Raw genomic sequence first — 20,638 nt, 5'->3', positions numbered from 1 at the left:
GTGTACATAAAGTACATGACCGAAGCCGAGAGAGCTTGCAACGATGTATAAAACTTAGTGGGTGTGGTATAGGAGAAGGAAATTTAAGTCTTTGATACAAAAATATTAGACTAAATAGTAAAATATTGATAGGATCGCGAAGTTTTGCGCGCAAAGTAAAAAAACAAAAAACTGATATCATGAGGAACAAGGTGAGCACTGAATGACAAAACAAAGAACTCCTAAAAAAGTGATCCAAGCGACAGGGGTAGGATTGCATTCTGGCGAAAAAGTGCTTTTAACCTTGAGGCCAGCACCAGTGAATACAGGTATCGTTTTTAGACGAGTGGATCTTGAACCTGTTGTTGAAATTCCAGCATCTTATGAGAATGTTGGAGATACAATGTTATGTACTACCTTACATCAGGGACCAATTAAGATTGCAACTGTGGAACATTTGCTTTCAGCCTTAGCAGGTTTAGGAATCGACAATGCTTACATTGATGTAAATGGACCTGAGCTTCCTATTATGGATGGTAGTGCTGCTCCTTTTGTTTTTTTGATTCAATCAGCGGGTATTCGTGAGCAAAATGCTCCTAAAAAGTATATTCGTATTCTTAAGCCCATTCGTGTGGAAGATAATGAAAAATTTGTTCAATTCTATCCGTACAATGGATATAAAATTACTTTTACTATAGATTTTGATCATCCGGCTTTTAATGATAAGCCACAAACAGTAAGTTTTGATTTCTCTGCAACGTCGTATGTGAAAGAAGTATGCCGTGCACGGACTTTTGGTTTTCTCTCTGATTATGAGAAATTAAGAGAATGCGATTTGGCTAAGGGTGGTAGTTTAGATAATGCCATAGTAGTTGATGATTATCGTGTTCTTAATGATGATGGGCTTCGTTTTGAATCAGAATTTGTTTCTCATAAAGTTTTAGATGCAATTGGTGATCTTTATTTGTTAGGCTCCAGTCTAATTGGTGCCTTCGAAGGTTACAAATCGGGTCATGAACTGAATAATAGATTATTGCGTGAATTAATGGTCAGAAAAGATGCTTGGGAATATACTTATTTTGATACAGAGGAGTATCTTCCTTCAATGCAAGCAGAATTTTATCCTATCGAGGCGTAATAGGGGGCCGTTACAAAGGAGAGTTCTGTCATGAGACTTAATGTCAGTCTTATTTTTGCTTTGGTATGTAGTTCATCGATTTTTGCTGCAAGTACTGAACCTCAGAAAAGCGCTGCTGAAGAAGCGCTTCATATGAATTGGTTAAACACCAATATCTCACCTGGACAAGATTTTTATTCTTATGCTAATGGTAATTGGCAAAAAAATAATCCTATTCCCCCTGATTATTCAAGTTGGGGAAGTTTTAATATTATCAGCGAGAAAGTCCAGAATATTATCCATCAAATGCTCATTAATGCAGCTAAAGATACTAAGGCGAAGTCAGGTAGTATTGAACAAAAAGTTGGAGATTTTTATTACAGTGGCATGGATGAAGAAAGTATCAATCAATTAGGTATTAAGCCTTTACAGCCCGAATTTGATCGTATCAATAATTTGAAAAACCTAACTGATTTACAAAATGAAATAGCTCATTTACATCAAATAGGTGTTGATGTCTTTTTTGATTTTGGAAGTATGCAAGATTTTAAAAATAGTAGTGAAATGATAGGGGCTTTAGTACAAGGAGGCTTAGGTTTACCCGATCGTGATTATTATTTAAAAGATAATGTTAAATTCAAACAAATTCGTGATGCATATGTGAATCACATTGCTAAGATGTTTGAATTATTAGGAGATGCCCCAGATAAAGCAGCAATTGAGGCCAACACGGTAATGAAACTAGAAACGCAAATGGCTACGGTTTCTATGTCTCAAGTAGAACAACGTGACCCTCATGCAATTTATCATATTATGGATCTAGCTCAATTAGCACAATTGACTCCAAACTTTTCTTGGCCTGCATATTTTACAGCTATGGGGCAAGATAACCTCAAGAGTGTCAATATGGCAATGCCAGTTTTTTTCAAGGATATGAGTAAACAATTAAATACTATTTCTCTGGAAGACTGGAAAACGTATTTGCGTTGGCATTTGATTGATTCTTTTGCTTCTTATTTATCAAAGCCTTTTGTGGATCAAAATTTTAAAATGGTTTCAGTTCTTACTGGAACGGAGAAAATATTACCGAGATGGAAGCGGGTTGTAGGTACAGAAAATGCTGCTTTAGGTTTTGCTATTGGTAAAATGTACGTAGATCAATATTTTTCTCCAGAAGATAAAAAGCAAGCTTTAGATATCCTTAAGAATATTCGTGCTGTTTTGAGTGAAGACATTAGTACTTTATCATGGATGACCCCAGCTACTCGCAAAGCTGCTTTGAAAAAATTGGATTTAATGGAGGAGCGAGTAGGATATCCTTCTAAATGGTGGGATTATTCTAAGTTGGAGGTTAATCGGGGACCATATGTATTAAATGTTATTAGAGCCAATGAATTTTTAACAAATCGTGATCTTAATAAAATAGGAAAGCCTATAGACAGAACTGAGTGGGCAATGACCCCCCAAACTATTAATGCATATTATGATCCCTCAATGAATAATCTGAATATTCCAGCAGGAATTCTGCAATCTCCATTTTTTTCTCCTAATGCTCCTGCAGCAGTGAATTATGGTGCGATAGGTTTTGTCATGGGGCATGAGATGACTCACGGATTTGATGATCAAGGAGCACAATTTGATGGTTATGGCAATTTAAAAAATTGGTGGACACCTAGTGACTTAGCGAAGTTCCAAGCTGCGACACAGTGTATTGTAAATCAATATTCGAATTATGTTGTCGATGATTTACATGTACAAGGGAAATTAGTTGTAGGAGAGGCTACTGCAGATTTAGGAGGTATTATCTTAGCTTATAGGGCATTCCAACATTCTAAGGAATATAAAAATGCACCTACAATTGCTGGCATGACTCCTGATCAGCAATTTTTTCTAGCAACAGCGCATGTTTGGGCAATGAATATTAGACCGCAACAATTAAGAAATCAAATCACTACCGATCCTCATCCTCCTGCCCAATATAGGGTGAATGGAAGTTTAGCTAATATCCCACAATTTCAAGAAGCCTTTCATCTATCTAATGATAGTCCTATGGCTAATAAAAATCGTTGTGTGATCTGGTAAATTATAAAGGAATGTTCTAATGTTTAAATTCAATAAATGAATTACAATCTGGTTGAATATTAACTATTTAGGTGATAATAATGACTAAAGAAGAAATGATTTGCCGTATTGTACGATATGTTACTCAAAAACCAAGTACTAAGAAAACATGTTGTGGATAATAAGATAGATTTATCAGACCTATTACTTTATCAAAATAAGACGGTTATAACGTATTTTTGTTATCACCGTCCTGAGTTTACTGTGCAAGAGGTAAATGAATTATTTACTGATTTACTCTCTTGGATGTGGTTAAACGATCAAAGAGCAAAACTTGGCAAAAAAACGTATCTTTTTGGTCCTTTACTGCTTCTTGATGAGCTGTGGCATGCTTTTATTTTACATACTCGCGATTATGTAAATTTTTCAATGTATTATTTTGGGGCCTATTTTCATCATGACATAGAGTCTGTAGGTTTTGAACATATTATAGAAGAAGATGAGTTAACTGATTATTTGCAAGATTGCTTCACTTATCTTGGTGCTGAATGGGTATCGCGTCGATTTGAAATGGCTCTTGCAGAAACAAGTGAATATGACTCTTCAGACAATGCGTCATTAGTTAACTAGTTCTTTTCCTTCATTTTTTTCAGCATAGAGCTGCATATTTTTTCGAAAATAATAGAGTTATCCCCATAATCACACAATTAAGAGAATATAATTATCAAATGTAAGCAGTATAATTAATTACTGAGAGATCTATGATAAAAAATACATGGTTTGATGTCTTTTATTCAGTTAGGCATTTAATTGGTATTTTTTGCGCTATACTCAGTTTTTTTATAATTAAATATATTGCGCTACTGCTATATATAGATCCTTATCAGCCATTAGATACTTTAACCTTCTATCAAACATTATGGCATTCAGGTAGTTTGTTTTTACAAATTGTTTTGATATTTAACATTTTTATTAAACCATTATTTGTTTATTTTTTGGTGGTTTTTTTATTTTATTACCTTAAACTGAATCGCTGAATGCAGGGTATATTCTCGAATCTATCTATTATTTTGTCTTAGAAAGAGTCATTGGCATTATTTATTGATATGATCATCGTCATGATCTGCTAAGCGTAATAATGCTTTTTGTAATGGTTCATAAGAACACTGTTGACTTTCATGAACAATAGTAGCTTTAGCTTTCTCTGATAATTCATTTTTTTGAGGTTGAGTACATTTTTCATGTTGAAAAGTTGGTGGACTGACTGTTACTTTAATGGAAGACAATTGATATAAGCGAGCCTCTTTACGCAGACGGTCACGGAGTTCTGGGAGAAGATAACGCAATTGTGTTGCCCATACAGCATTGGTAGTGGCGAGTACTAAGCACCCTTTATTAAAGCTCCCAACAGAACACTCTTCAACTAAATTTTCTGGAAGTAATTGTTTTACTTTATGAGAAAGTTCTTCGAGTTGAAAAGAGCGCTGGCAAATCTCGGCAAGTTGTTTGTTGAGGCAATGGCTGATAGAACGCATTTTAATTTGGAAATTTTTAATAAGATAAGTATAGAATAGCAAATTCATGTTAAATGGAATATCATAATTTTAGCAAAACACTCAGGACCATAGGTGGAAACTAATGTTTGAAAAGCAGAATAATAACAATCCTAATGATATTATCTTTTTTACCCGTATGCACTGGATTATATTTTTTTGGCCTGTACTTAGCTTATGTATTGCTTTGGCAATTGTTCATAATACTGATCTCGCTTTATTAGAAAAAATAGGATATGGAGCAGCTGCTTTGGCTTTACTATGGACTGGTATGACGTGGATGACTTATTATTTTTCATCCCTTACGATTAAAAAAAACCATGTCATTATTCGTACAGGAGTGATAGTTAGACAAACTATTGATATCCCATTAAGTAAGATAGAAGCAATTGATATACGGCAATCAATTTTAGGGAGTATTTTAAGTTACGGTTTGGTTTGTATCACTGGTACAGGTGGTACTCGTCGTGTTATTAACTTTTTACATCACCCACTTACTTGCAGGCGTTATATTGAACAGCTTATGGGGGAGTTGCATCGGGATTAACTCAATCTAAATAAAAGCAGTTCGATATAAAAATATTACTATTTTTATATCGAACTTGCATTGCTTTAAACCCTTGCAAGTAACTCTGCTTTTGTTTTGGAATCAACAAAAGCAGCTTCTATCGCCATCCGTGTAATTGAATTCATTGTTTCGTCATTATAATTATAGGAATTTTGTACGCGGTGATATTCTTGGTCTAGTGTCGTACTCATGAATGGCGGATCATCAGAACTAATGCTGATCTTCATTCCTGCCTCATAAAATTTAGGCAAGGGATGTTCACTCATATTTTTAAATAGACCCAGAAAGATATTGCTACTGGGACAGATTTCTAAAGTAATTCCTTTATCTTTTACCCGTGCCATCGTGTTTGGTGCATAGATTGCATTAACTCCATGCCCTATACGTTGAATAGGGAGATATTCCATTGCTTCATCCATGCCACTAGCAGAAGCAAATTCACCAGCATGTACGGTGCATAGTAATCCAGCATCAGCTGCAATTTGATACGCTTTAGTAAACAATTTGGGTGGAAACTGTGCTTCATCACCACCTAAACCAAAACCAGTAACACAGGGAAATTTATCTTTATGGGTTTGTTGTGCAACACGCTCTACAGCCTCTACACCAAAATGACGAACTGCAGTAACGATGATACGCCCTACAATATTGAATTGTTCTTTGGCATCATCAATTGCTTGTTGAATTGCTGTTAAGTGCTCCGCAGAAGGTATTTTGCTGGAAAGTTCGGCATGATCAGGGGAATACATCATTTCGACATAGATAGCATCTTCTTGAGCGCGGGCTCTTAAGTAATCGAAGGTAATATCATAGTAGTCTTGAGGATGTTTTATTACGGCAGCTAAAGTATCATAAACTTTTAAAAAATCTAGAAAATCTTTTGATAAATAACTTTTTCCGTCAGGAGCCACAAGCCCTTCAGGTAATGTTAATTGATTTCGTTTTGCTAGTTTTACCGCTAGCTCAGGAGTAATAGTGCCTTCTAAATGAACATGTAACTCTGCTTTCTTCAAACTCATGTTTTTGCCTCTTATCTTTTGTTTAAGTGTCTTTGGCTTGCATGCAAAACTTAAATTGCTTTTTCTAGGGTAATGGTAACTTAGATAAAAAAGCTATAAAATAGCTTAATAAAATTAAAGTTAATCTGGATTTGTTATGAACTCAAATGATATAGATAAAGCTTATGTTAGTCCTTATGATAAATTTTTATTTGAATTTGATGCAACTCATTCTAAATCAGCATCACAATTAAAAGAAATTAATAAACATCAACGTATTTTTTTAATGCGTGATAATAAAGATTATAAAGATGAAAAAGGTGAAATTTGGGAAGAGTTTTAACGAAGGAATTCGTTACGCTTATGATCTTCCGGATTACGTAGTGCTTCATTCAGGCTACACCTTTCTCTTCAGTTAACGTAAGCTTCGGATAAAAATCCGCGTCCCGCTTGAACCGTTCAGGCTGAGGAGGCATTTATGCCATCTCGAAGCCTTAGCACAGAACATGAAAATTCGTGCGAAGGATTCGAACCAGCGCTATGTGCTTCTTCAGTTAAAAAGAACATTGTATTGATTTTTAGTTTTTCTTTTGCTTCTGCAGTAGAAATTAAGTGGATCTTATTTAAATTGAATAACAGTGGGCAAATGTTTTTATATTCTTTTTCTGATTTTTTAAAAGTAATCATCCTTTGATCATGGTCAACGTAATGATCCTTCTACTTTTCCATTTGATAAAAATTTAATTTATCTGCAGACCAAAAGAAGAGATAAAATTCGTGAGCAGTAGAGATGGTATAAATATTTGCCAAGAAAGGACATTCTTTTTTAACCCCTTCTTTTAGTTCGAATGAAATCCGGGAATCCAAGCCCGAATAGAGTTAGTTTCCGGGCTACATCTTATTATTTACCCCAAAAATGCATGCAATAATTTATAAGATAGAATAGTTAAAATGGATGCTGCGGGTAAGGTCAATATCCAAGACATAAAAATATTACGAATCACAATTAGATTTAATGCACCAATACCTCGAGCTAATCCTACTCCAAGCACCGCGCCAACTAAGGTTTGCGTTGCGGAAACAGGAATACCAGTACTTGTCGCTACTACAACGGTTGTTGCTGCAGAAAGAGTGGCTGCAAACGCGCGGCTGGGAGTGAGGGCAGTGATTGCACTGCCTACTGTCTCAATTACTTTTCTTCCATACATGAGAAGTCCGGTTACAACACCCACGCATCCTAATAATATAATCCAAGCGGGATAATTATTGGCATTAAAAACCTGCGGTGAACTCATCACTAAGCTATGAATTATTGATAGGGGACCCACAGCCAATGCAACATCATTTGAACCATGAGCAAAAGCCATAGCGCAGGCCGTCATCGCCATAAGCACCGCAAAATATTTTTCGACTTGTATAAAACGTTCTCTACGTCTTATGCGAGGATGCTCGGGAATTCGCTTGATAATAATCATGCCAATAGCGGTAATGATGATACTGGTTGCCAAGGTAACCGCTAGATTTTGTTTAAAATTAAGGTGAATGTGAAAATGATTTAATCCCTTAAATACGGTAATAAATGACAAAATAGAACCAATAAGAAAAAGATAAATGGGAATATATAATTTAGCTTTAGTGAGAGGATTACTTTTGACAAAGATAGTTTGTTGAATACTCGTAAATAATATAAACGCAGTAATACCTGAAATCATTGGTGAAGTAATCCAGCTTATAGCAATACGGCTGACTTGGTTCCAATGAATTGCTTGAGGTCCCAAGACCATGGTACCAAAACCAACCATCGAGCCTACTAAGGCATTAGTGATAGAAACAGGAACTCCAAGATAGCTTGCGAGATTCATCCAGATAGTACAGGCTAATAAAACGCCAAGCATGCCTTCAATAAGAATTAATGGTTCTCCAGATAATTGGCTGGAGTTTATAATTCCATCGCGCATCGTTTCTGTAACCCCTGTTCCACCTAAAAAAGCACCGGCAAATTCAAAAATTATAGCGATCAGCATGGCTTGTCTGACGGTGACTGCTTTAGAGCCCATAGTAGTACTCATGACGTTCGCTAGGTCATTAGCACCCACCCCCCAAGTCATTAGAAAACATAAAATAACTGCAGCAAGAAGATATATGATTGAATAATCCATAGAGTTTGACTACCGGGCTATTAAAATTTGGAGACGACTGCCTACATGTTGAGCATCGTCCGCTAAGTCATCAATCCACTGGACCAATTTGTATAGGAATATTGTATCAATGGCCGATAAATCTTTTTCAATTTCAAAAATACGATGCCTTACTTCTGCGAGCCGTGCATCGCTATCATGTTCAATTTCATAGAGTTTTAAAATCATTTCTTCAACGATTTTAACCTCGGAACCTCTGAAACCTGTTTCTAATAATTCATCGAGTTCATTGATTGCTTTACACGCTTGTTTGGATGCATCAAGACAGCGGCTTAAAAAAGGCATGAAAACAGGGACTAAAGGTTCCGGGATAGTCATTTTTCTGCTGGTGATTAAAATCGCGATATCTTCTGTCTTATTGGCGATGAGATCTTGGGCACTGAGAAGCTCGAGTAGATCGGTTCGTGAAACAGGTAGGAAAAGTCCAGTAGGTAAATGAAGACGTAAATCACGCTTAATTAAATCAGCTTCTTTTTCAAAATCAAGAATTTTTTCTTTAATTTTATTCGCTGTTGTCCAATCCTTTTTTAAAACGGCTTCAAAAAAAGGGTAGAGTTGTTTTGCGCATTGGTGTACTTTACGCATGTGTTGTTCTATAGGTCTTATTGGTGAAGGACCAAACATATTAAATATGCTGCTCATAGTATCGAGTCTCTTAAGCAAATTTTTGTGAAGTATACCCAAACTTTCCCAGGAACAAAACTGTTGAACTTAAGTTCAAAGGCTTTTTTTCTAAACATGCGCTCTCTGATGTTAAGCTCACTTTTTAAAAATCATGAATTAAAAGTAATCAAATCTGTTTATAGTATATACTTAAAGTAAGAGACATATAAGTAAAAATTACTTTTTCGGGAGGGTCCATGGCAATTATAAGCTCCTTGGCTAATCACTTGCTGATTGCTATGCCGTCTCTCAATGATCCTAATTTTGAAAGAACAGTGATCTATATTTGTGAGCATCATGAACAGGGTTCAGTGGGTCTCATTATTAATCGCCCTATGCAGTTTCCTTTGGCTATAGTTTTTGAACAATTACATATTGAACCTATACATTCAGAACAAAGCCATCTACCGTTAATGTTTGGTGGTCCGGTGCAGCCAGAAAGAGGTTTTGTCATTCATAAACAATTAGGTACTTGGCGATCCAGTTTATTTCTGCAAGAAGAAGTGACGGTAACGACATCAAATGATATTATTCGAGCCATTGCTGAAGACAAGGGTCCCAAAGAAGTTTTAATTACCTTAGGTTATGCTGGATGGGTAGAACATCAATTAGAAAAAGAAATCCTAGAGAATACTTGGTTGGTTTGTCCTTATCGCTCAGAGATTCTGTATGAAATACCCTTTGAAGATCGTTGGGAATATGCAGGCTCAACTTTAGGAGTCAAAATGAATCAACTTAGTTCGAATATTGGCCATGCCTAGTTCTGTTTATTTAGGTTTTGATTTTGGTTATAAACGTATTGGAGTTGCTGTAGGTCAACAACTTACATGCAGTGCTTCACCTTTAGCAACACTTAGTGCACGTGCAGGCGTTCCTGATTGGAATGCTGTTGCCAAGGTTATTGCTCAGTGGACACCTCATGCGTTAGTTGTTGGTATTCCAACATGTATTGATGGCAGTGAACTATACACAACTGCCCCAGCACGTCGATTTGCTCAAGAATTACATAAGCGTTTTGTTCTCCCTGTTCATTTGGTTGATGAGCGACTCTCAACGATTGCGGCTAGAGAGCAATTGTTTGCGCAAGGTGGATATCGTAAAATCAAGCAATCAGAGGTGGATAGCGTAGCTGCTTGTGTTATACTTGAGCAATGGTTGCAACATCCGGAATAACTTTCTAGAGTGTATCCTAATAAGATTAGATATAGGTAACGTTGAAAATTATTTGTGTTCGTTTAATCTTATGATGATGCATTCTAAAGAATAGATTAGGGTTTTATGAATCATTTTCTAGAAATTAGTCAATTATCACGACAACAAATTGAATCCATTCTGCAACGTTCAATTTATTTTAAACATAATAGTAATTATCCTTGTTATGATACAAATACGGTTGCTCATTTATTTTATGAAAACAGCACGCGAACTCGGGTGAGTTTTGAGTTGGCTGCGAATCGTTTATCAATGCCTGTCGTTAACTTGGATCTTCAAAGTTCTTCTGAAACTAAAGGAGAAGTCATTGAGGATACTGTACGTACTCTTGCCGCGATGGGGATTCAATTTTTTGTGATTCGTCATGAGCAAGAAGGATTACAACAAAATTTAGCAGATAAAATCGGTAATTCAATTCATATCATTAATGCGGGTGATGGTACGCATGCGCATCCAAGCCAAGCTTTGCTTGATATGATGACAATCATTGAACAAAAACCGCGTTTAGATCGATTAAAAATAGCTATTTTAGGGAATATTAAACATTCACGAGTAGCAAATTCATTCCAATGTATTTGCGCACAATTGGGTGTTGGCGAGCTTGTTTTAGTTGCCCCTGAGCTTTGGCAACCAAGAACATTGCATTATGGTCGAGTGACGCATAGTTTGCGTGATGGCTTGACTGATGCAGATGTAGTGATTTGTTTACGTGTACAGCGTGAACGTTTATTGGAGTCAGATCATTTGGATTTGGAGTCTTTTAGGCGAGATTTCGCGTTAACAAAAGAGCGGTTGGATTATGCAAAACCTGATGTAATGGTGATGCATCCTGGCCCAATAAATCGAGGTATAGAAATAGACAGTGAGGTAGCTGATGGTGCAAGTTCTTTTATTTTGCGACAGGTTACTAATGGAGTGTTCGTTCGGATGGCGATTTTTGATGCTCTGACTGCATAGTTCAATCATATGCATTCACAGGATGTAATTTTTTAATTAGGAAGATATGGATGATGAGCTATCGTTATCAACAAGTATGTTTTAGCATAGCCTTACTAAGTATTTACAGCATATTGCTGTATTTTATTTTAACCCATCATCAAAAATTAGATTTTTCTTCTTTTTATTCAACAGCCCATGCATTATTACAAGGAGGAAACCCCTATACAGCTTTAACTGCCTCTTATATACCGATAAATAATCAATTATCCGCTAATTTAAATCCACCTATAGTTTTGTGGCTTTTTAAACCATTAACTTACCTTAGTTATTCTACTGCTTTATTAGTTTGGTCTGTTATTTCTTTAATTTTGGGATTTGTCGGTGCAGTCATTGTTTTTCGTTATGCTTTTTCTAAGGTATTTTTGCAGAACAATTATTTAAATATATTCCTGCTTTATTTTGCATTTTTTGCCACCCTGTTGAATGTTACTACTTTGCAATTAGGGACTGTATTATTTTTTTTCATTATGGTTGGGTATTATTTTTATTTGCATCATCGTGATTATCTTGCGGGAATTTTCTGGGGCATGATTATTGCGATGAAACTTTTTCCTGCATTGCTATTTTTTTATGTTTTAAAACAAGAACGATTTAAGGTGTTTGGTGTGATGATTATTACTCTAGTAATCGCATGGTTAATTCCCATGTTGGTTCATGGTGTAACAATTTATAAACAATATTACGCGATGATGTCTTGGGTTTTTTGGTATGGTTCTGGTTGGAATGCTTCGATTTATGGTTTTATTTGTCGTTTATTGTACTATTCTGGAAGTGAAAATCATTTATTGTTCATCAAGATGCTTTATTTGTTTTGTTTTTGCATCATAATGATTTGGTACTTAAAAACACTTGGTCCAAACGAACATGATCCAGTAAATCATCAGCCTTTTTGCCTTACTTTGGCAATGATGTTGTTTTTGAGCCCATTTGGCTGGGTTTATTATTTTTCTCTATTAATTTTACCACTAATTTTAACTTGGTTTGTTGCCTTAAATGAAAAAGATACCAAAATGATGTTTTTTTGGTTTTTATGCCTTTTTCTAGTTAATTTCCCTATGGATTATGTAAAATTTCAAGATATGCCTAATTTTTGGGGGCGGATAGGTTTTTTTTCGAGCTATTTTTACGGATTATTATTATTAATTTATCTTTTAGGAAAAAGAGAAAAAATCTATGGCAATAATGAAATCCAGGTGAATGTAGCAAAGAATCATTTTATGCCAGTAATTATTATAATCTTGGCGTTTGGATTGTCTATCCCTACGATTTGTTTTGTCATGCGTCTCTTAAAGCTGGATTTATATTTAGTGACAGGATAAAGACACAACAGCGTCGATGAGCTCTGATAAGAAATCACGTCTAAGCTGTGTGCTTATCAGTTCATTTAATATGTAAATTATGCTTAAACGATATGGCTTGTTGTAAATGATGGAGATATACCTGGGAGCTGCCATCTATATCTGCTATCGTTCGCGCTACTTTAAGTAAACGATGATACCCTCGTGCAGACAGTTTAAGCCGCATCATAGATTGACTTAAGAAATGTTGTTCTTCAACTCCTACGCTACAAACTTCTTCGCACTCTCTTGCATTTAAAAAGGCATTAAGGCAATTTTGTCGCTGCAGTTGAATTGCTCTTGTTTTGATTACTTTATTTCTAATTAATTCACTTTGTTTATACGGATTAGTATTGGAGGCAACTAATTCTTCCTGGGATAGTGCTTGTACAGAAATATGTATGTCAATTCTATCCAACAGAGGTGCTGAGATCTTGGCATGGTAACGTTTAATGCGATCTGGAGTACATAAGCAGTTCGCATGAGGATTACCCCATTGACCACATGGGCAAGGATTCATTGCTGCGATGAGCTGAAATTGAGCCGGAAATTCCATTTGAACTGCAGCTCGGGAAATACATATTGAACCTGACTCTAGTGGTTGTCTCAAGGTTTCTAAAACTTGTCGATTGAATTCAGGTAATTCATCTAGAAATAAGACTCCTTGATGTGCTAAAGAAATTTCTCCTGGTTTAGGTGGATTTCCGCCACCAACTAAAGATACGGTTGACGCTGTATGATGAGGAGCACGAAAAGGAGGAGAACGCCATTCACGAAAATCAGGCAACTTACCCCGTAGAGAATTTATAGCTACACATTCAAGCGCCTCTGTTTCAGATAATTGTGGTAATAAAGTAATAAATCGTTTTGCTAACATCGTCTTACCACTTCCAGGAGCACCACTAAGTAGAATATTGTGTCCACCACAAGCAGCGATTTCCATCGCTTTTTTTGCATGCAACTGTCCTTTAATATCAGACCAATCGAATCCGTACTGTATCGTGCAAGATTCTGGCTTTGGAGGGAGGGACGACAAAGGAGTTTTTTGACAAAGGTAGCTGCATATTTCGCGCAAGTTATTAGCGCTATAGATATTTTGATATCCGGTTAAAGAAGCCTCATGGGCATTGGCGCTGGCAATAATGAGTAAATTTTTGTCTTTATGCACCGCAAGGATCGCTGGAATAATAGAAGAAATACCTCTAAGTTCTCCATTTAATGCGAGTTCAGCGATGAACTCATGATTACTTAATTGATCTTGGGGGATTTGATGGGAAGCGGCAAGAATACCAAGAGCTATAGGTAAATCGAAACCGCTTCCTGTTTTAGGTAAATCAGCAGGCCCAAGATTCACAGTAATTTTACGACAAGGGAATTCGAATTGGCTATTAACGATTGCAGAGCGGACTCTATCCTTACTTTCTTTTACGGCAGTTTCGGCGAGGCCCACTATGGTAAAGCCAGGCAACCCGTTTGATAAATGGACTTCTACCGATACGGGATGTGCTAACATACCTATGGTGCTACGGGCTTTAGTAAATGCAAGATTCATCTTATTTCCTATAGATGTTGGACAAGTCAAACGACAATTTCCTGTTGTCGTTGTAATTTAACGTGAGCTTTGGATAAAGAATCTATTTAGATCCAGTTCCAGCCCGAATAGTTCGTAGTAAAACCATGTGCGTTAATTTAAGTGGCACTTATTTTTTTTCTTTATTGAGTTGAGTCATTAAAATATCAACTTGTTTTTGAAGCTGCTCTAATTTATCTCGTGTTCGCGCTAGGACTTTAGTTTGTACATCAAATTCTTCGCGGGTAATAAGATCCATATGAGCAAATGCAGATTGCAAAACTTCTTTAAATTTTTGTTGAATGTCTTTTTCAATATTTTGTAGACTGGAAGGAAGTGCAGCAAAGAGTTTTTTTGCTAAATCATCAAATTGTTTGGGGTCGAACATGATTACTCCTTGGTTTTTGCAATGAGTCTAACAAAAGTATAATACCTTGTCTCTCCTAAAATAGATGTTTTTTGATGAGACATGATATATCACGGCGGAATATATTATGAAAATGATTATGGCAATAATTAAGCCTTTTAAACTCGATGATGTCCATGAAGCGTTAATGGAAATTGGGGTACCAGGAATAACTATTTCTGAAACTCGCGGATTTGGAAGACAAAAGGGACATACAGAATTATATCGTGGAGCAGAATATGTTGTTGATTTTCTTCCCAAAATTAAAATTGAATTAGCTTTACCTGATAATATGGTAGAGGCTGCAATTGAAGCCATTTGCAAATCTGCTTATACCGGCAAGATTGGTGATGGAAAAATTTTTGTATATGAATTACAACAAGTGGTACGTGTACGCACTGGAGAAATAAATGCAGATGCTTTAACTTAAAAAACTCAGTTTGCTCTAAAGATTAACTTTATCCCCCATGCCAATAAATAGCACGCTGGGTAATTACTGCATTGAGTGGAATGTCCCAAGGTTCAGGCACAATATAATCGACCCGTTGAAATTGGTATGCCACACCAAATAAGGGACAATGCTCATCGTTTTTAAAAGTACGGTCATAGTAGCCTGCGCCCATTCCTATACGGATGCAGCGGACATCAAACGCAACTATAGGAACTAAGGCCAAATTTAATTCTTCTAGAGGAATGGCTAAAGCGTGATTGACATCGGGTTCATTAATTCCATAGCGATTTTTTTTGAAAGGAGTATCGGGTGTTGCAGGTAAAAAAGACAGGGTTAAATTATCTTCATTAATGACAGGAAAATAACAGAGCTTACCTTGTAAAGAAGCGCTTTTCCATAACTCATCTAAATCAATTTCTCCGTGAGCTGCAAAATAAAATGCAATTCGTTGGGCATCCTGATACTGTTCCAAAGAGCGAATTCGAGTGCAGATTTGATTTGAAGCGGTAAGACGATACGAAGCTGTGAGCTTAGAACGTATTTGTTTCATCGTATCTCTTAAAGCTTTTTTAACTGAATTTGTCATACAGGTATTAGAGTATTGTTTTTCTTAAGTTTTATTTAATATAAGTTCGATAGAAAAGTTAGGCTATTTTTATATCAAATTTACTTTAAATTATCGTTTTTTTGTGGCAAAACTTCAAGGTCTTGAAATATTCTTAGAAATTTGTCACTCTCAAATATCGAATGGTTGTTAAAGTTTTTTAAAAAGGCTAGGCAAAAATATAAAAATAAGGTATATAGCCGTCCTAGTTTTTATAATCCGACATTTGGATATAATGTAGCTTGCGGTAGAGTTCATTGAGAGAAGGGTATGAGCGATTTGTTTGAAGAAGATGAAGATAATGTTGTAGAGGTTGGTGAGGATTTCGATTTAGATAATGATTTAGATATAGATGCAGAGGTTATGGAAACGGTTCCTCATGGTTTGGATGCGCGTAGGCGTTTGGAAAATATGTTAGATGAAAAACGTTTACGTGATGAATTGGATGATTTTGGAGACTATTAATTCAATTGAAGATAAATAGTCAATATAACAAGCAAATTCTTTTTTAAGTACGTCAATGATACGCACACGGGTACTCTCAGACGGAGGGGAAAACAACCTTGCCTTTCCAACAGATGATCGCATCTTTTTGGGTGAGGGCTTATTCGAAACTCTTAAAGTAGAGAGTGGTAAGCCGTGTTTTGCTTATTTACACTGGCAACGATTAAGTGAATCTGCTCAAAAGCTGGGTATGCCATTTGATCTCACTTTTGAACATTGGTTAGAGCATCTGCTTCATAAAATTAAAAGTGATAATTTATACCATGGAGGTATAAAAGCAATTTTAAGTGGTGGATCAGCGCCCCGAGGATTGGCTGTACGTGGACAAATTAGTCAGTTGGTGCTACAAACTTTCAATTATACTGTGGAAACTCATCCCCTGAGACTAGTTAGTGTTCCTTGGTTACGAGATGCTGCTAATCCTGTATTTCAAGTGAAATCAGTCAATTATCTAGAGGCGATACTTGCTCGTCGTCACGCAATTGCTTTAGGTGCAGATGATGCTTTGTTTTTTAATTTGCAGCACCATGTTACTGAGACTACATGCGCTAATTTATTTATAATTCAGAAACAATGTTTGCTGACGCCTCCCGTAACAGATGGGGTACTTCCTGGTATTACTCGTGCAAGAATTTTCAAACTATCCAAACAACTCAATATTGATTGTATTGAGGTCTCTTTGACAAAATCAATGTTAATAGAGGCTGATGTGGTTTTTCTGGTTAATTCTTTACAGGGGATTCGTTCAGCTTGTTCTTTGGATGATATGACTTTTGCAACTGATCATCCTTTTCTTAATCAATTAACCTCTTCTTTGAGTGTTGGAAGCACAATCTAGAATTTAAAAATTTGATGATATAACATCAATTTTCATTATATGCGTCGCAATTTTGAAAAAATAATGGGTTAGGGATAACCAGAAACGAATTTTTACATGAGAAATAAAAACATGGAACATGTTACGTGGAAGGAAAGGCAACAACAACGAGTCCGTCATTGGATAAGAGCAATTTTAGCCTATTGGTTTAAAGTGGAATTGCGAGGAAATTATCAACCTGAATCTAACTCAGTTATTATTGCCAATAGAACTTCAAAAATTGATTTGCTTTTACTCGCTGTTTTTTTACCGGAACGTTTAACTGTTGCTTTATCGCCATGTACTTCAAGTAAATTTTGGTGGAACCTGATGCATCTTTTTGCAGACATCATTGCAATTGATGCAACAAATGCTTTTGCCGCTAGAGCTTTAATAAAAGCAATACGGGAAGGAAAGCGTTGTGTTATTTTCCCACAGGGAGTTGAATCGGACGAAGAGAGCTTAAAGGTTTTTGATAGTCCTGGCCTGGTATTGCAAAAAGCAGGTGCATCAGTTATTCCGATTCGCATTGATGGAGCCCAATATAGTATTTTTTCTCTGAGTAAGGACAAACATCTTATACGTTTGTTCCCTAAAATTATTTTGCATGTGTTGCCTTCCTTATCCTATGTAGAAGAGAAGCATAATTCTATTGATAGAAATACAATGAGTATTCGTTTATTTCGTTTGATTAGTGAGCTCACATTTGCAAATAGTTTCCAGCCAATGCCTTTATTCAAAGCACTAATTCATGGGGTAGCATTAGGCGCTAAGAATGGAGCAAAAATTGAGGATGCTAATCGTGCACCCATAACATTTAAGCAATTTCTGTCTCGTTGCTTTATTTTGGGGAGGCAGATTAAAAATCAGACACAAGTAGGAGAGCATGTAGGGATAATGTTGCCTACGACAATAGCAGGTATGGTCACTTTTTTTGCGCTACACGCATATCGACGTATTCCTGCCATGCTTAACTTTAGTTTAGGTTTTTATAATTTATTGTCTACGTGTAAGGTCGCACAAATAAGAACGATCTATACGGCAAGACAATTCATTGCTACAGCAAAGCTAGAGGATTTAGTAGAAAACTTACAGAAAGAAGGAATAATTATTTATTTTCTAGAGGATTTTAAATCCTCTATTAAACTAAGTCACAAACTTTCAGGGTTACTTAAGGGTAAATTTCCTTCCTGGGCTTATCAATTAATTGGTAAAACAGTTTCACCAGCGGAACCTGGTGTGATTTTATTTACCTCGGGTTCGGAGGGGGTTTCTAAGGGAGTAGTTTTATCTCATGCTAATTTATTGGCTAATTGCTGTCAGCTAACATCAAGAGTTGATTTTTCTTATAGAGATAAATTCTTTGACGGTTTGCCTATTTTTCATTGTTTTGGTCTGACTGCAGGCGCTATTCTTCCATTAATACAAGGAATTAGCTGCTTTTTTTACCCGTCACCTTTGCATTATAAAATAATTCCAGGATTAGTTTATCAAACTGGGGCTACCATTATGTTAAGTACGGATACTTTTTTAACAGGTTATTCTCGAGCAGCAGAAAGACATGATTTTAATAGTGTGCGTTATATTTTTGCGGGGGCTGAGAAAGTTAAACCAGAGACAATGCATCATTGGATAGATACTTTTGGGGTAAAAATTTATGAAGGATATGGTGCAACAGAAGCCGCGCCAGTGATTTCTATGAATTGTCCTTTAGCTTCTAAGCCTGACAGCGTAGGGATGTTACTCCCATCTATGGAAAGTAAAATTCAGTCGGTAGATGGAATTGCTCAAGGAGGGCGATTAATAGTACGTGGCCCCAATATTATGATGGGTTACCTTTCTTCAGAGACGCCAGGAGTAATTCTTATTTCAGAAAGTGGTTGGCATGACACTGGTGATATTGTAACTATGGATGAAGAACGGTTTATTACAATAGCTGGTAGAGCGAAACGTTTTGCTAAAATTGCTGGTGAAATGATTTCCCTTACTGCAGTCGAAAGTGTTGCTGCATCAATTTGGCCCGAATTATTGCATGCAGCGGTAAGTAAAAAGTCTCAAAGAAAAGGGGAACAGATTTTATTATTTAGCGAAGCAGAGAAAGCAGATAAAACTGCTTTTATCAGAAAAATTAAAGAATTAAGCTATTCTGAGTTGTTAATTCCGCAACAGATTTTTCCAGGAAGCAAGATCCCTGTTTTGCCTTCAGGAAAAATAGATTACATAACAATTGAAAAAAAGTTGGAAGAAGAAATCATTTAAAAAGCAATAAACTTGCTAATACTTCAGCTCATAGCATATCTGCAATAGCCCCTGCTTTCGCACTGTCTTTGATCACCTCCCTGAATACCTATGGCTTGTCCGAGAGGCCTAGTGTTTTAGCGCAGTGCTCCTAGATTCTGTGGAATATAGGCTCAGGGACGTTGCTTAAATGAGATCAGTAAAAGACTTACCAAAAGTTCTGTTATTAATTAAGTAATATCGTATGCTTTGTCCTCTCCCCATAAAAAGCCTGGGGCGAGAGAGGTAATAATTTACTAAATATTTTTTCTTATCAAAGTGGGTCGTTGATAGCGATCCAATGCCTTGCTAATAATGTTACCTACTTGTTCTTCCGATAATGACATCAACATCTTTCCCACATCAATATCAGCTATCTGATTTGCTATCGATAGCGCTAGCGGTCTAGGAGGCGTGGTAATGCGATTTTCTTTCTTCTTCTGATTCCAGATGAGCATCCATGTCAGCACTTCCTTTTTCTTATTATCGGGCACGCATTCAAAGTTAAAATTTTCTTTAATTTCATTGATGATGAAATGGAGCACATGTTCTTTTTCTTCGTTTGTTTTCATCGCTTGCATTTCTAGCAGTAATAATCGTAGGTTGGTTTGTGCAAGTGAAGTACTCATCAAATTAATCCCCATAATATCTGCACCTTTCAATATAAGAAAAAGTCCCAGTTTCATGTTGCTTTCTTGAAATGTTACTAAAGCATACTCCAGTGCACTCCGCCCCAGGTTATCTTGGGTGTTTAGATTAAATCCGTTTTTCAACATAAAATCTATTAAGCCCAGTGGTGTTTTGCCTGTTCTGCAAAGGTCAATTAAGCAAGTATATCCATATCTGGATTGATTATTGACTATTGCTCCTTTCTCTATCATGAGTTTGAGTAAATCTATCGTCCGCTCGTTGGGATAGCATCCCTCCATTGCCCAACCTTCTTTGATGCATAATAAATCCAAGCAAGATTCTTGCTGCGAATTTTTTATATTTGGGTCAATTCCTTGCTTTAATAGGGACATTGCCATTTCATACTGCTTTGGCTGATGCTTAAAATTTTCAAATATATAGCTTAAAATATTCTTTTTTGCATTTTCACTAAGAAACAATTTCTGTTTCGAGTTATCTATCGTTTGATAGAACGATCTGATTTTGAGATCCTTTCATTTCCATTCAGGAGCATATTATCAAAAATATCTTTTGCTTTTTGTTTATCTTCCAAGATGCAAAAAATCCAAATATTTTGTATTTATAATGAACATGATAGCTGGTTGACCTTGCTACA

22 protein-coding genes are annotated in these 20,638 nt (G+C 36.2%); 13 read left to right on the top strand and 9 right to left on the bottom strand.

The window, feature by feature from the left end; all coding sequences use genetic code 11:
* The first annotated feature begins 202 nt into the window (after positions 1-202).
* The 3 genes from lpxC to Lsan_RS18790 all read left to right on the top strand — a co-directional run bounded on the left by lpxC (position 203) and on the right by Lsan_RS18790 (position 3,787).
* Entirely contained in the window at positions 203-1,117 is a 915-nt protein-coding gene (lpxC, locus tag Lsan_RS18800) for a UDP-3-O-acyl-N-acetylglucosamine deacetylase (RefSeq protein WP_058515644.1), read from the top strand.
* A 30-nt stretch (positions 1,118-1,147) separates the two neighbouring features.
* Complete coding sequence (locus Lsan_RS18795; RefSeq protein ID WP_058515643.1) at positions 1,148-3,178, top strand: M13 family metallopeptidase; 2,031 nt, start codon at positions 1,148-1,150, stop codon at positions 3,176-3,178.
* Positions 3,179-3,331: 153 nt separating this feature from the next.
* Positions 3,332-3,787, top strand: a complete 456-nt coding sequence (locus tag Lsan_RS18790; RefSeq protein ID WP_083505204.1) for a glycine-rich domain-containing protein — start codon at positions 3,332-3,334, stop codon at positions 3,785-3,787.
* 464 nt (positions 3,788-4,251) lie between these two features.
* Here the strand turns inward: Lsan_RS18790 and Lsan_RS18780 are convergent, their stop codons facing one another.
* The gene (locus Lsan_RS18780) at positions 4,252-4,692 is read right to left on the bottom strand and encodes a DUF721 domain-containing protein (RefSeq protein ID WP_058516083.1); all 441 of its coding nucleotides are present in this window, start codon (positions 4,690-4,692) and stop codon (positions 4,252-4,254) included.
* A 103-nt stretch (positions 4,693-4,795) separates the two neighbouring features.
* Between Lsan_RS18780 and Lsan_RS18775 the strand changes: the two genes are divergently transcribed.
* Positions 4,796-5,257 carry a PH domain-containing protein gene (locus Lsan_RS18775; RefSeq protein WP_058515640.1) on the top strand — a complete coding sequence of 154 codons (462 nt, stop codon included), beginning with the start codon at positions 4,796-4,798 and terminating at the stop codon, positions 5,255-5,257.
* A gap of 65 nt (positions 5,258-5,322) precedes the next feature.
* Here Lsan_RS18775 and Lsan_RS18770 read toward each other — a convergent pair whose 3' ends face one another.
* Positions 5,323-6,297, bottom strand: a complete 975-nt coding sequence (locus Lsan_RS18770) for an adenosine deaminase (protein WP_058515639.1) — start codon at positions 6,295-6,297, stop codon at positions 5,323-5,325.
* Positions 6,298-6,433: 136 nt separating this feature from the next.
* On the opposite strand from Lsan_RS18770, the gene Lsan_RS18765 reads away from it, so the two are divergent.
* Positions 6,434-6,619 (top strand): CBU_0585 family protein, encoded by a 186-nt coding sequence (locus tag Lsan_RS18765; protein WP_058515638.1) that lies wholly within the window; start codon positions 6,434-6,436, stop codon positions 6,617-6,619.
* 116 nt (positions 6,620-6,735) lie between these two features.
* On the opposite strand, the gene Lsan_RS18760 is transcribed toward Lsan_RS18765, so the two are convergent.
* From Lsan_RS18760 to Lsan_RS18750, 3 genes are all read right to left on the bottom strand, one after another.
* Positions 6,736-6,963, bottom strand: coding sequence for a hypothetical protein (locus tag Lsan_RS18760; RefSeq protein ID WP_058515637.1), 228 nt, complete (start codon positions 6,961-6,963; stop codon positions 6,736-6,738).
* Between the two features lie 218 nt (positions 6,964-7,181).
* Positions 7,182-8,435, bottom strand: a complete 1,254-nt coding sequence (locus tag Lsan_RS18755) for an inorganic phosphate transporter (RefSeq protein WP_058515636.1) — start codon at positions 8,433-8,435, stop codon at positions 7,182-7,184.
* 9 nt (positions 8,436-8,444) lie between these two features.
* The gene (locus Lsan_RS18750) at positions 8,445-9,116 is read right to left on the bottom strand and encodes a TIGR00153 family protein (protein ID WP_058515635.1); all 672 of its coding nucleotides are present in this window, start codon (positions 9,114-9,116) and stop codon (positions 8,445-8,447) included.
* Positions 9,117-9,334: 218 nt separating this feature from the next.
* Here Lsan_RS18750 and Lsan_RS18745 point away from each other — a divergent pair, with 218 nt between their 5' ends.
* The 4 genes from Lsan_RS18745 (at position 9,335) to Lsan_RS18730 (ending at position 12,667) form a co-directional block, all read left to right on the top strand.
* Entirely contained in the window at positions 9,335-9,898 is a 564-nt protein-coding gene (locus tag Lsan_RS18745; protein WP_058465128.1) for a YqgE/AlgH family protein, read from the top strand.
* Positions 9,891-10,310: a Holliday junction resolvase RuvX gene (gene ruvX / locus Lsan_RS18740; protein WP_058515634.1), complete on the top strand. Its 420-nt coding sequence runs from the start codon at positions 9,891-9,893 to the stop codon at positions 10,308-10,310. The genes Lsan_RS18745 and ruvX overlap by 8 nt, the downstream gene beginning before the upstream one ends.
* A 105-nt stretch (positions 10,311-10,415) precedes the next feature.
* Entirely contained in the window at positions 10,416-11,306 is an 891-nt protein-coding gene (locus Lsan_RS18735) for an aspartate carbamoyltransferase catalytic subunit (protein ID WP_058515633.1), read from the top strand.
* A 50-nt stretch (positions 11,307-11,356) separates the two neighbouring features.
* The gene (locus Lsan_RS18730) at positions 11,357-12,667 is read left to right on the top strand and encodes a glycosyltransferase family 87 protein (protein ID WP_058515632.1); all 1,311 of its coding nucleotides are present in this window, start codon (positions 11,357-11,359) and stop codon (positions 12,665-12,667) included.
* 61 nt (positions 12,668-12,728) lie between these two features.
* Here the strand turns inward: Lsan_RS18730 and Lsan_RS18725 are convergent, their stop codons facing one another.
* On the bottom strand, positions 12,729-14,237 hold the full coding sequence (locus Lsan_RS18725; RefSeq protein ID WP_058515631.1) for a YifB family Mg chelatase-like AAA ATPase: 1,509 nt from the start codon (positions 14,235-14,237) through the stop codon (positions 12,729-12,731).
* Between the two features lie 148 nt (positions 14,238-14,385).
* A complete protein-coding gene (gene ubiK, locus Lsan_RS18720; RefSeq protein ID WP_058515630.1) occupies positions 14,386-14,643 on the bottom strand; it encodes a ubiquinone biosynthesis accessory factor UbiK in 258 nt (85 codons plus the stop codon).
* Between the two features lie 106 nt (positions 14,644-14,749).
* Between ubiK and Lsan_RS18715 the strand changes: the two genes are divergently transcribed.
* Positions 14,750-15,091 (top strand): P-II family nitrogen regulator, encoded by a 342-nt coding sequence (locus Lsan_RS18715; protein WP_058499866.1) that lies wholly within the window; start codon positions 14,750-14,752, stop codon positions 15,089-15,091.
* A 28-nt stretch (positions 15,092-15,119) separates the two neighbouring features.
* Here Lsan_RS18715 and Lsan_RS18710 read toward each other — a convergent pair whose 3' ends face one another.
* Positions 15,120-15,698: a 5-formyltetrahydrofolate cyclo-ligase gene (locus Lsan_RS18710; RefSeq protein ID WP_058515629.1), complete on the bottom strand. Its 579-nt coding sequence runs from the start codon at positions 15,696-15,698 to the stop codon at positions 15,120-15,122.
* Between the two features lie 288 nt (positions 15,699-15,986).
* On the opposite strand from Lsan_RS18710, the gene Lsan_RS18705 reads away from it, so the two are divergent.
* From Lsan_RS18705 to Lsan_RS18695, 3 genes are all read left to right on the top strand, one after another.
* Entirely contained in the window at positions 15,987-16,181 is a 195-nt protein-coding gene (locus Lsan_RS18705; protein ID WP_058515628.1) for a PA3496 family putative envelope integrity protein, read from the top strand.
* Between the two features lie 55 nt (positions 16,182-16,236).
* Entirely contained in the window at positions 16,237-17,058 is an 822-nt protein-coding gene (locus Lsan_RS18700; RefSeq protein WP_058515627.1) for an aminotransferase class IV, read from the top strand.
* Positions 17,059-17,154: 96 nt separating this feature from the next.
* Positions 17,155-19,335, top strand: a complete 2,181-nt coding sequence (locus Lsan_RS18695) for an AMP-binding protein (RefSeq protein ID WP_237762211.1) — start codon at positions 17,155-17,157, stop codon at positions 19,333-19,335.
* Between the two features lie 275 nt (positions 19,336-19,610).
* Here the strand turns inward: Lsan_RS18695 and Lsan_RS22730 are convergent, their stop codons facing one another.
* Complete coding sequence (locus tag Lsan_RS22730; protein ID WP_193392756.1) at positions 19,611-20,381, bottom strand: ankyrin repeat domain-containing protein; 771 nt, start codon at positions 20,379-20,381, stop codon at positions 19,611-19,613.
* Between the last annotated feature and the right edge of the window lie 257 nt (positions 20,382-20,638).

The organism is Legionella santicrucis, from assembly GCF_001468135.1.
Lineage (GTDB): Bacteria > Pseudomonadota > Gammaproteobacteria > Legionellales > Legionellaceae > Legionella > Legionella santicrucis.
Note: the sequence above shows the minus strand (reverse complement) of the source record. Positions and strands in the feature narration are given on the sequence as shown.

What these genes read in the sequence shown, in the direction of transcription:
- lpxC (WP_058515644.1), top strand. Translation starts at nt 203, where the DNA reads ATGACAAAACAAAGAACTCCTAAAAAAGTGATCCAAGCGACAGGGGTA.
- Lsan_RS18795 (WP_058515643.1), top strand. Translation starts at nt 1,148, where the DNA reads ATGAGACTTAATGTCAGTCTTATTTTTGCTTTGGTATGTAGTTCATCG.
- Lsan_RS18780 (WP_058516083.1), bottom strand. Translation starts at nt 4,692, where the DNA reads ATGCGTTCTATCAGCCATTGCCTCAACAAACAACTTGCCGAGATTTGC.
- Lsan_RS18775 (WP_058515640.1), top strand. Translation starts at nt 4,796, where the DNA reads ATGTTTGAAAAGCAGAATAATAACAATCCTAATGATATTATCTTTTTT.
- Lsan_RS18770 (WP_058515639.1), bottom strand. Translation starts at nt 6,297, where the DNA reads ATGAGTTTGAAGAAAGCAGAGTTACATGTTCATTTAGAAGGCACTATT.
- Lsan_RS18765 (WP_058515638.1), top strand. Translation starts at nt 6,434, where the DNA reads ATGAACTCAAATGATATAGATAAAGCTTATGTTAGTCCTTATGATAAA.
- Lsan_RS18760 (WP_058515637.1), bottom strand. Translation starts at nt 6,963, where the DNA reads ATGATTACTTTTAAAAAATCAGAAAAAGAATATAAAAACATTTGCCCA.
- Lsan_RS18755 (WP_058515636.1), bottom strand. Translation starts at nt 8,435, where the DNA reads ATGGATTATTCAATCATATATCTTCTTGCTGCAGTTATTTTATGTTTT.
- Lsan_RS18750 (WP_058515635.1), bottom strand. Translation starts at nt 9,116, where the DNA reads ATGAGCAGCATATTTAATATGTTTGGTCCTTCACCAATAAGACCTATA.
- Lsan_RS18745 (WP_058465128.1), top strand. Translation starts at nt 9,335, where the DNA reads ATGGCAATTATAAGCTCCTTGGCTAATCACTTGCTGATTGCTATGCCG.
- ruvX (WP_058515634.1), top strand. Translation starts at nt 9,891, where the DNA reads ATGCCTAGTTCTGTTTATTTAGGTTTTGATTTTGGTTATAAACGTATT.
- Lsan_RS18735 (WP_058515633.1), top strand. Translation starts at nt 10,416, where the DNA reads ATGAATCATTTTCTAGAAATTAGTCAATTATCACGACAACAAATTGAA.
- Lsan_RS18730 (WP_058515632.1), top strand. Translation starts at nt 11,357, where the DNA reads ATGATGAGCTATCGTTATCAACAAGTATGTTTTAGCATAGCCTTACTA.
- Lsan_RS18725 (WP_058515631.1), bottom strand. Translation starts at nt 14,237, where the DNA reads ATGAATCTTGCATTTACTAAAGCCCGTAGCACCATAGGTATGTTAGCA.
- ubiK (WP_058515630.1), bottom strand. Translation starts at nt 14,643, where the DNA reads ATGTTCGACCCCAAACAATTTGATGATTTAGCAAAAAAACTCTTTGCT.
- Lsan_RS18715 (WP_058499866.1), top strand. Translation starts at nt 14,750, where the DNA reads ATGAAAATGATTATGGCAATAATTAAGCCTTTTAAACTCGATGATGTC.
- Lsan_RS18710 (WP_058515629.1), bottom strand. Translation starts at nt 15,698, where the DNA reads ATGACAAATTCAGTTAAAAAAGCTTTAAGAGATACGATGAAACAAATA.
- Lsan_RS18705 (WP_058515628.1), top strand. Translation starts at nt 15,987, where the DNA reads ATGAGCGATTTGTTTGAAGAAGATGAAGATAATGTTGTAGAGGTTGGT.
- Lsan_RS18700 (WP_058515627.1), top strand. Translation starts at nt 16,237, where the DNA reads ATGATACGCACACGGGTACTCTCAGACGGAGGGGAAAACAACCTTGCC.
- Lsan_RS18695 (WP_237762211.1), top strand. Translation starts at nt 17,155, where the DNA reads ATGAGAAATAAAAACATGGAACATGTTACGTGGAAGGAAAGGCAACAA.
- Lsan_RS22730 (WP_193392756.1), bottom strand. Translation starts at nt 20,381, where the DNA reads ATGGCAATGTCCCTATTAAAGCAAGGAATTGACCCAAATATAAAAAAT.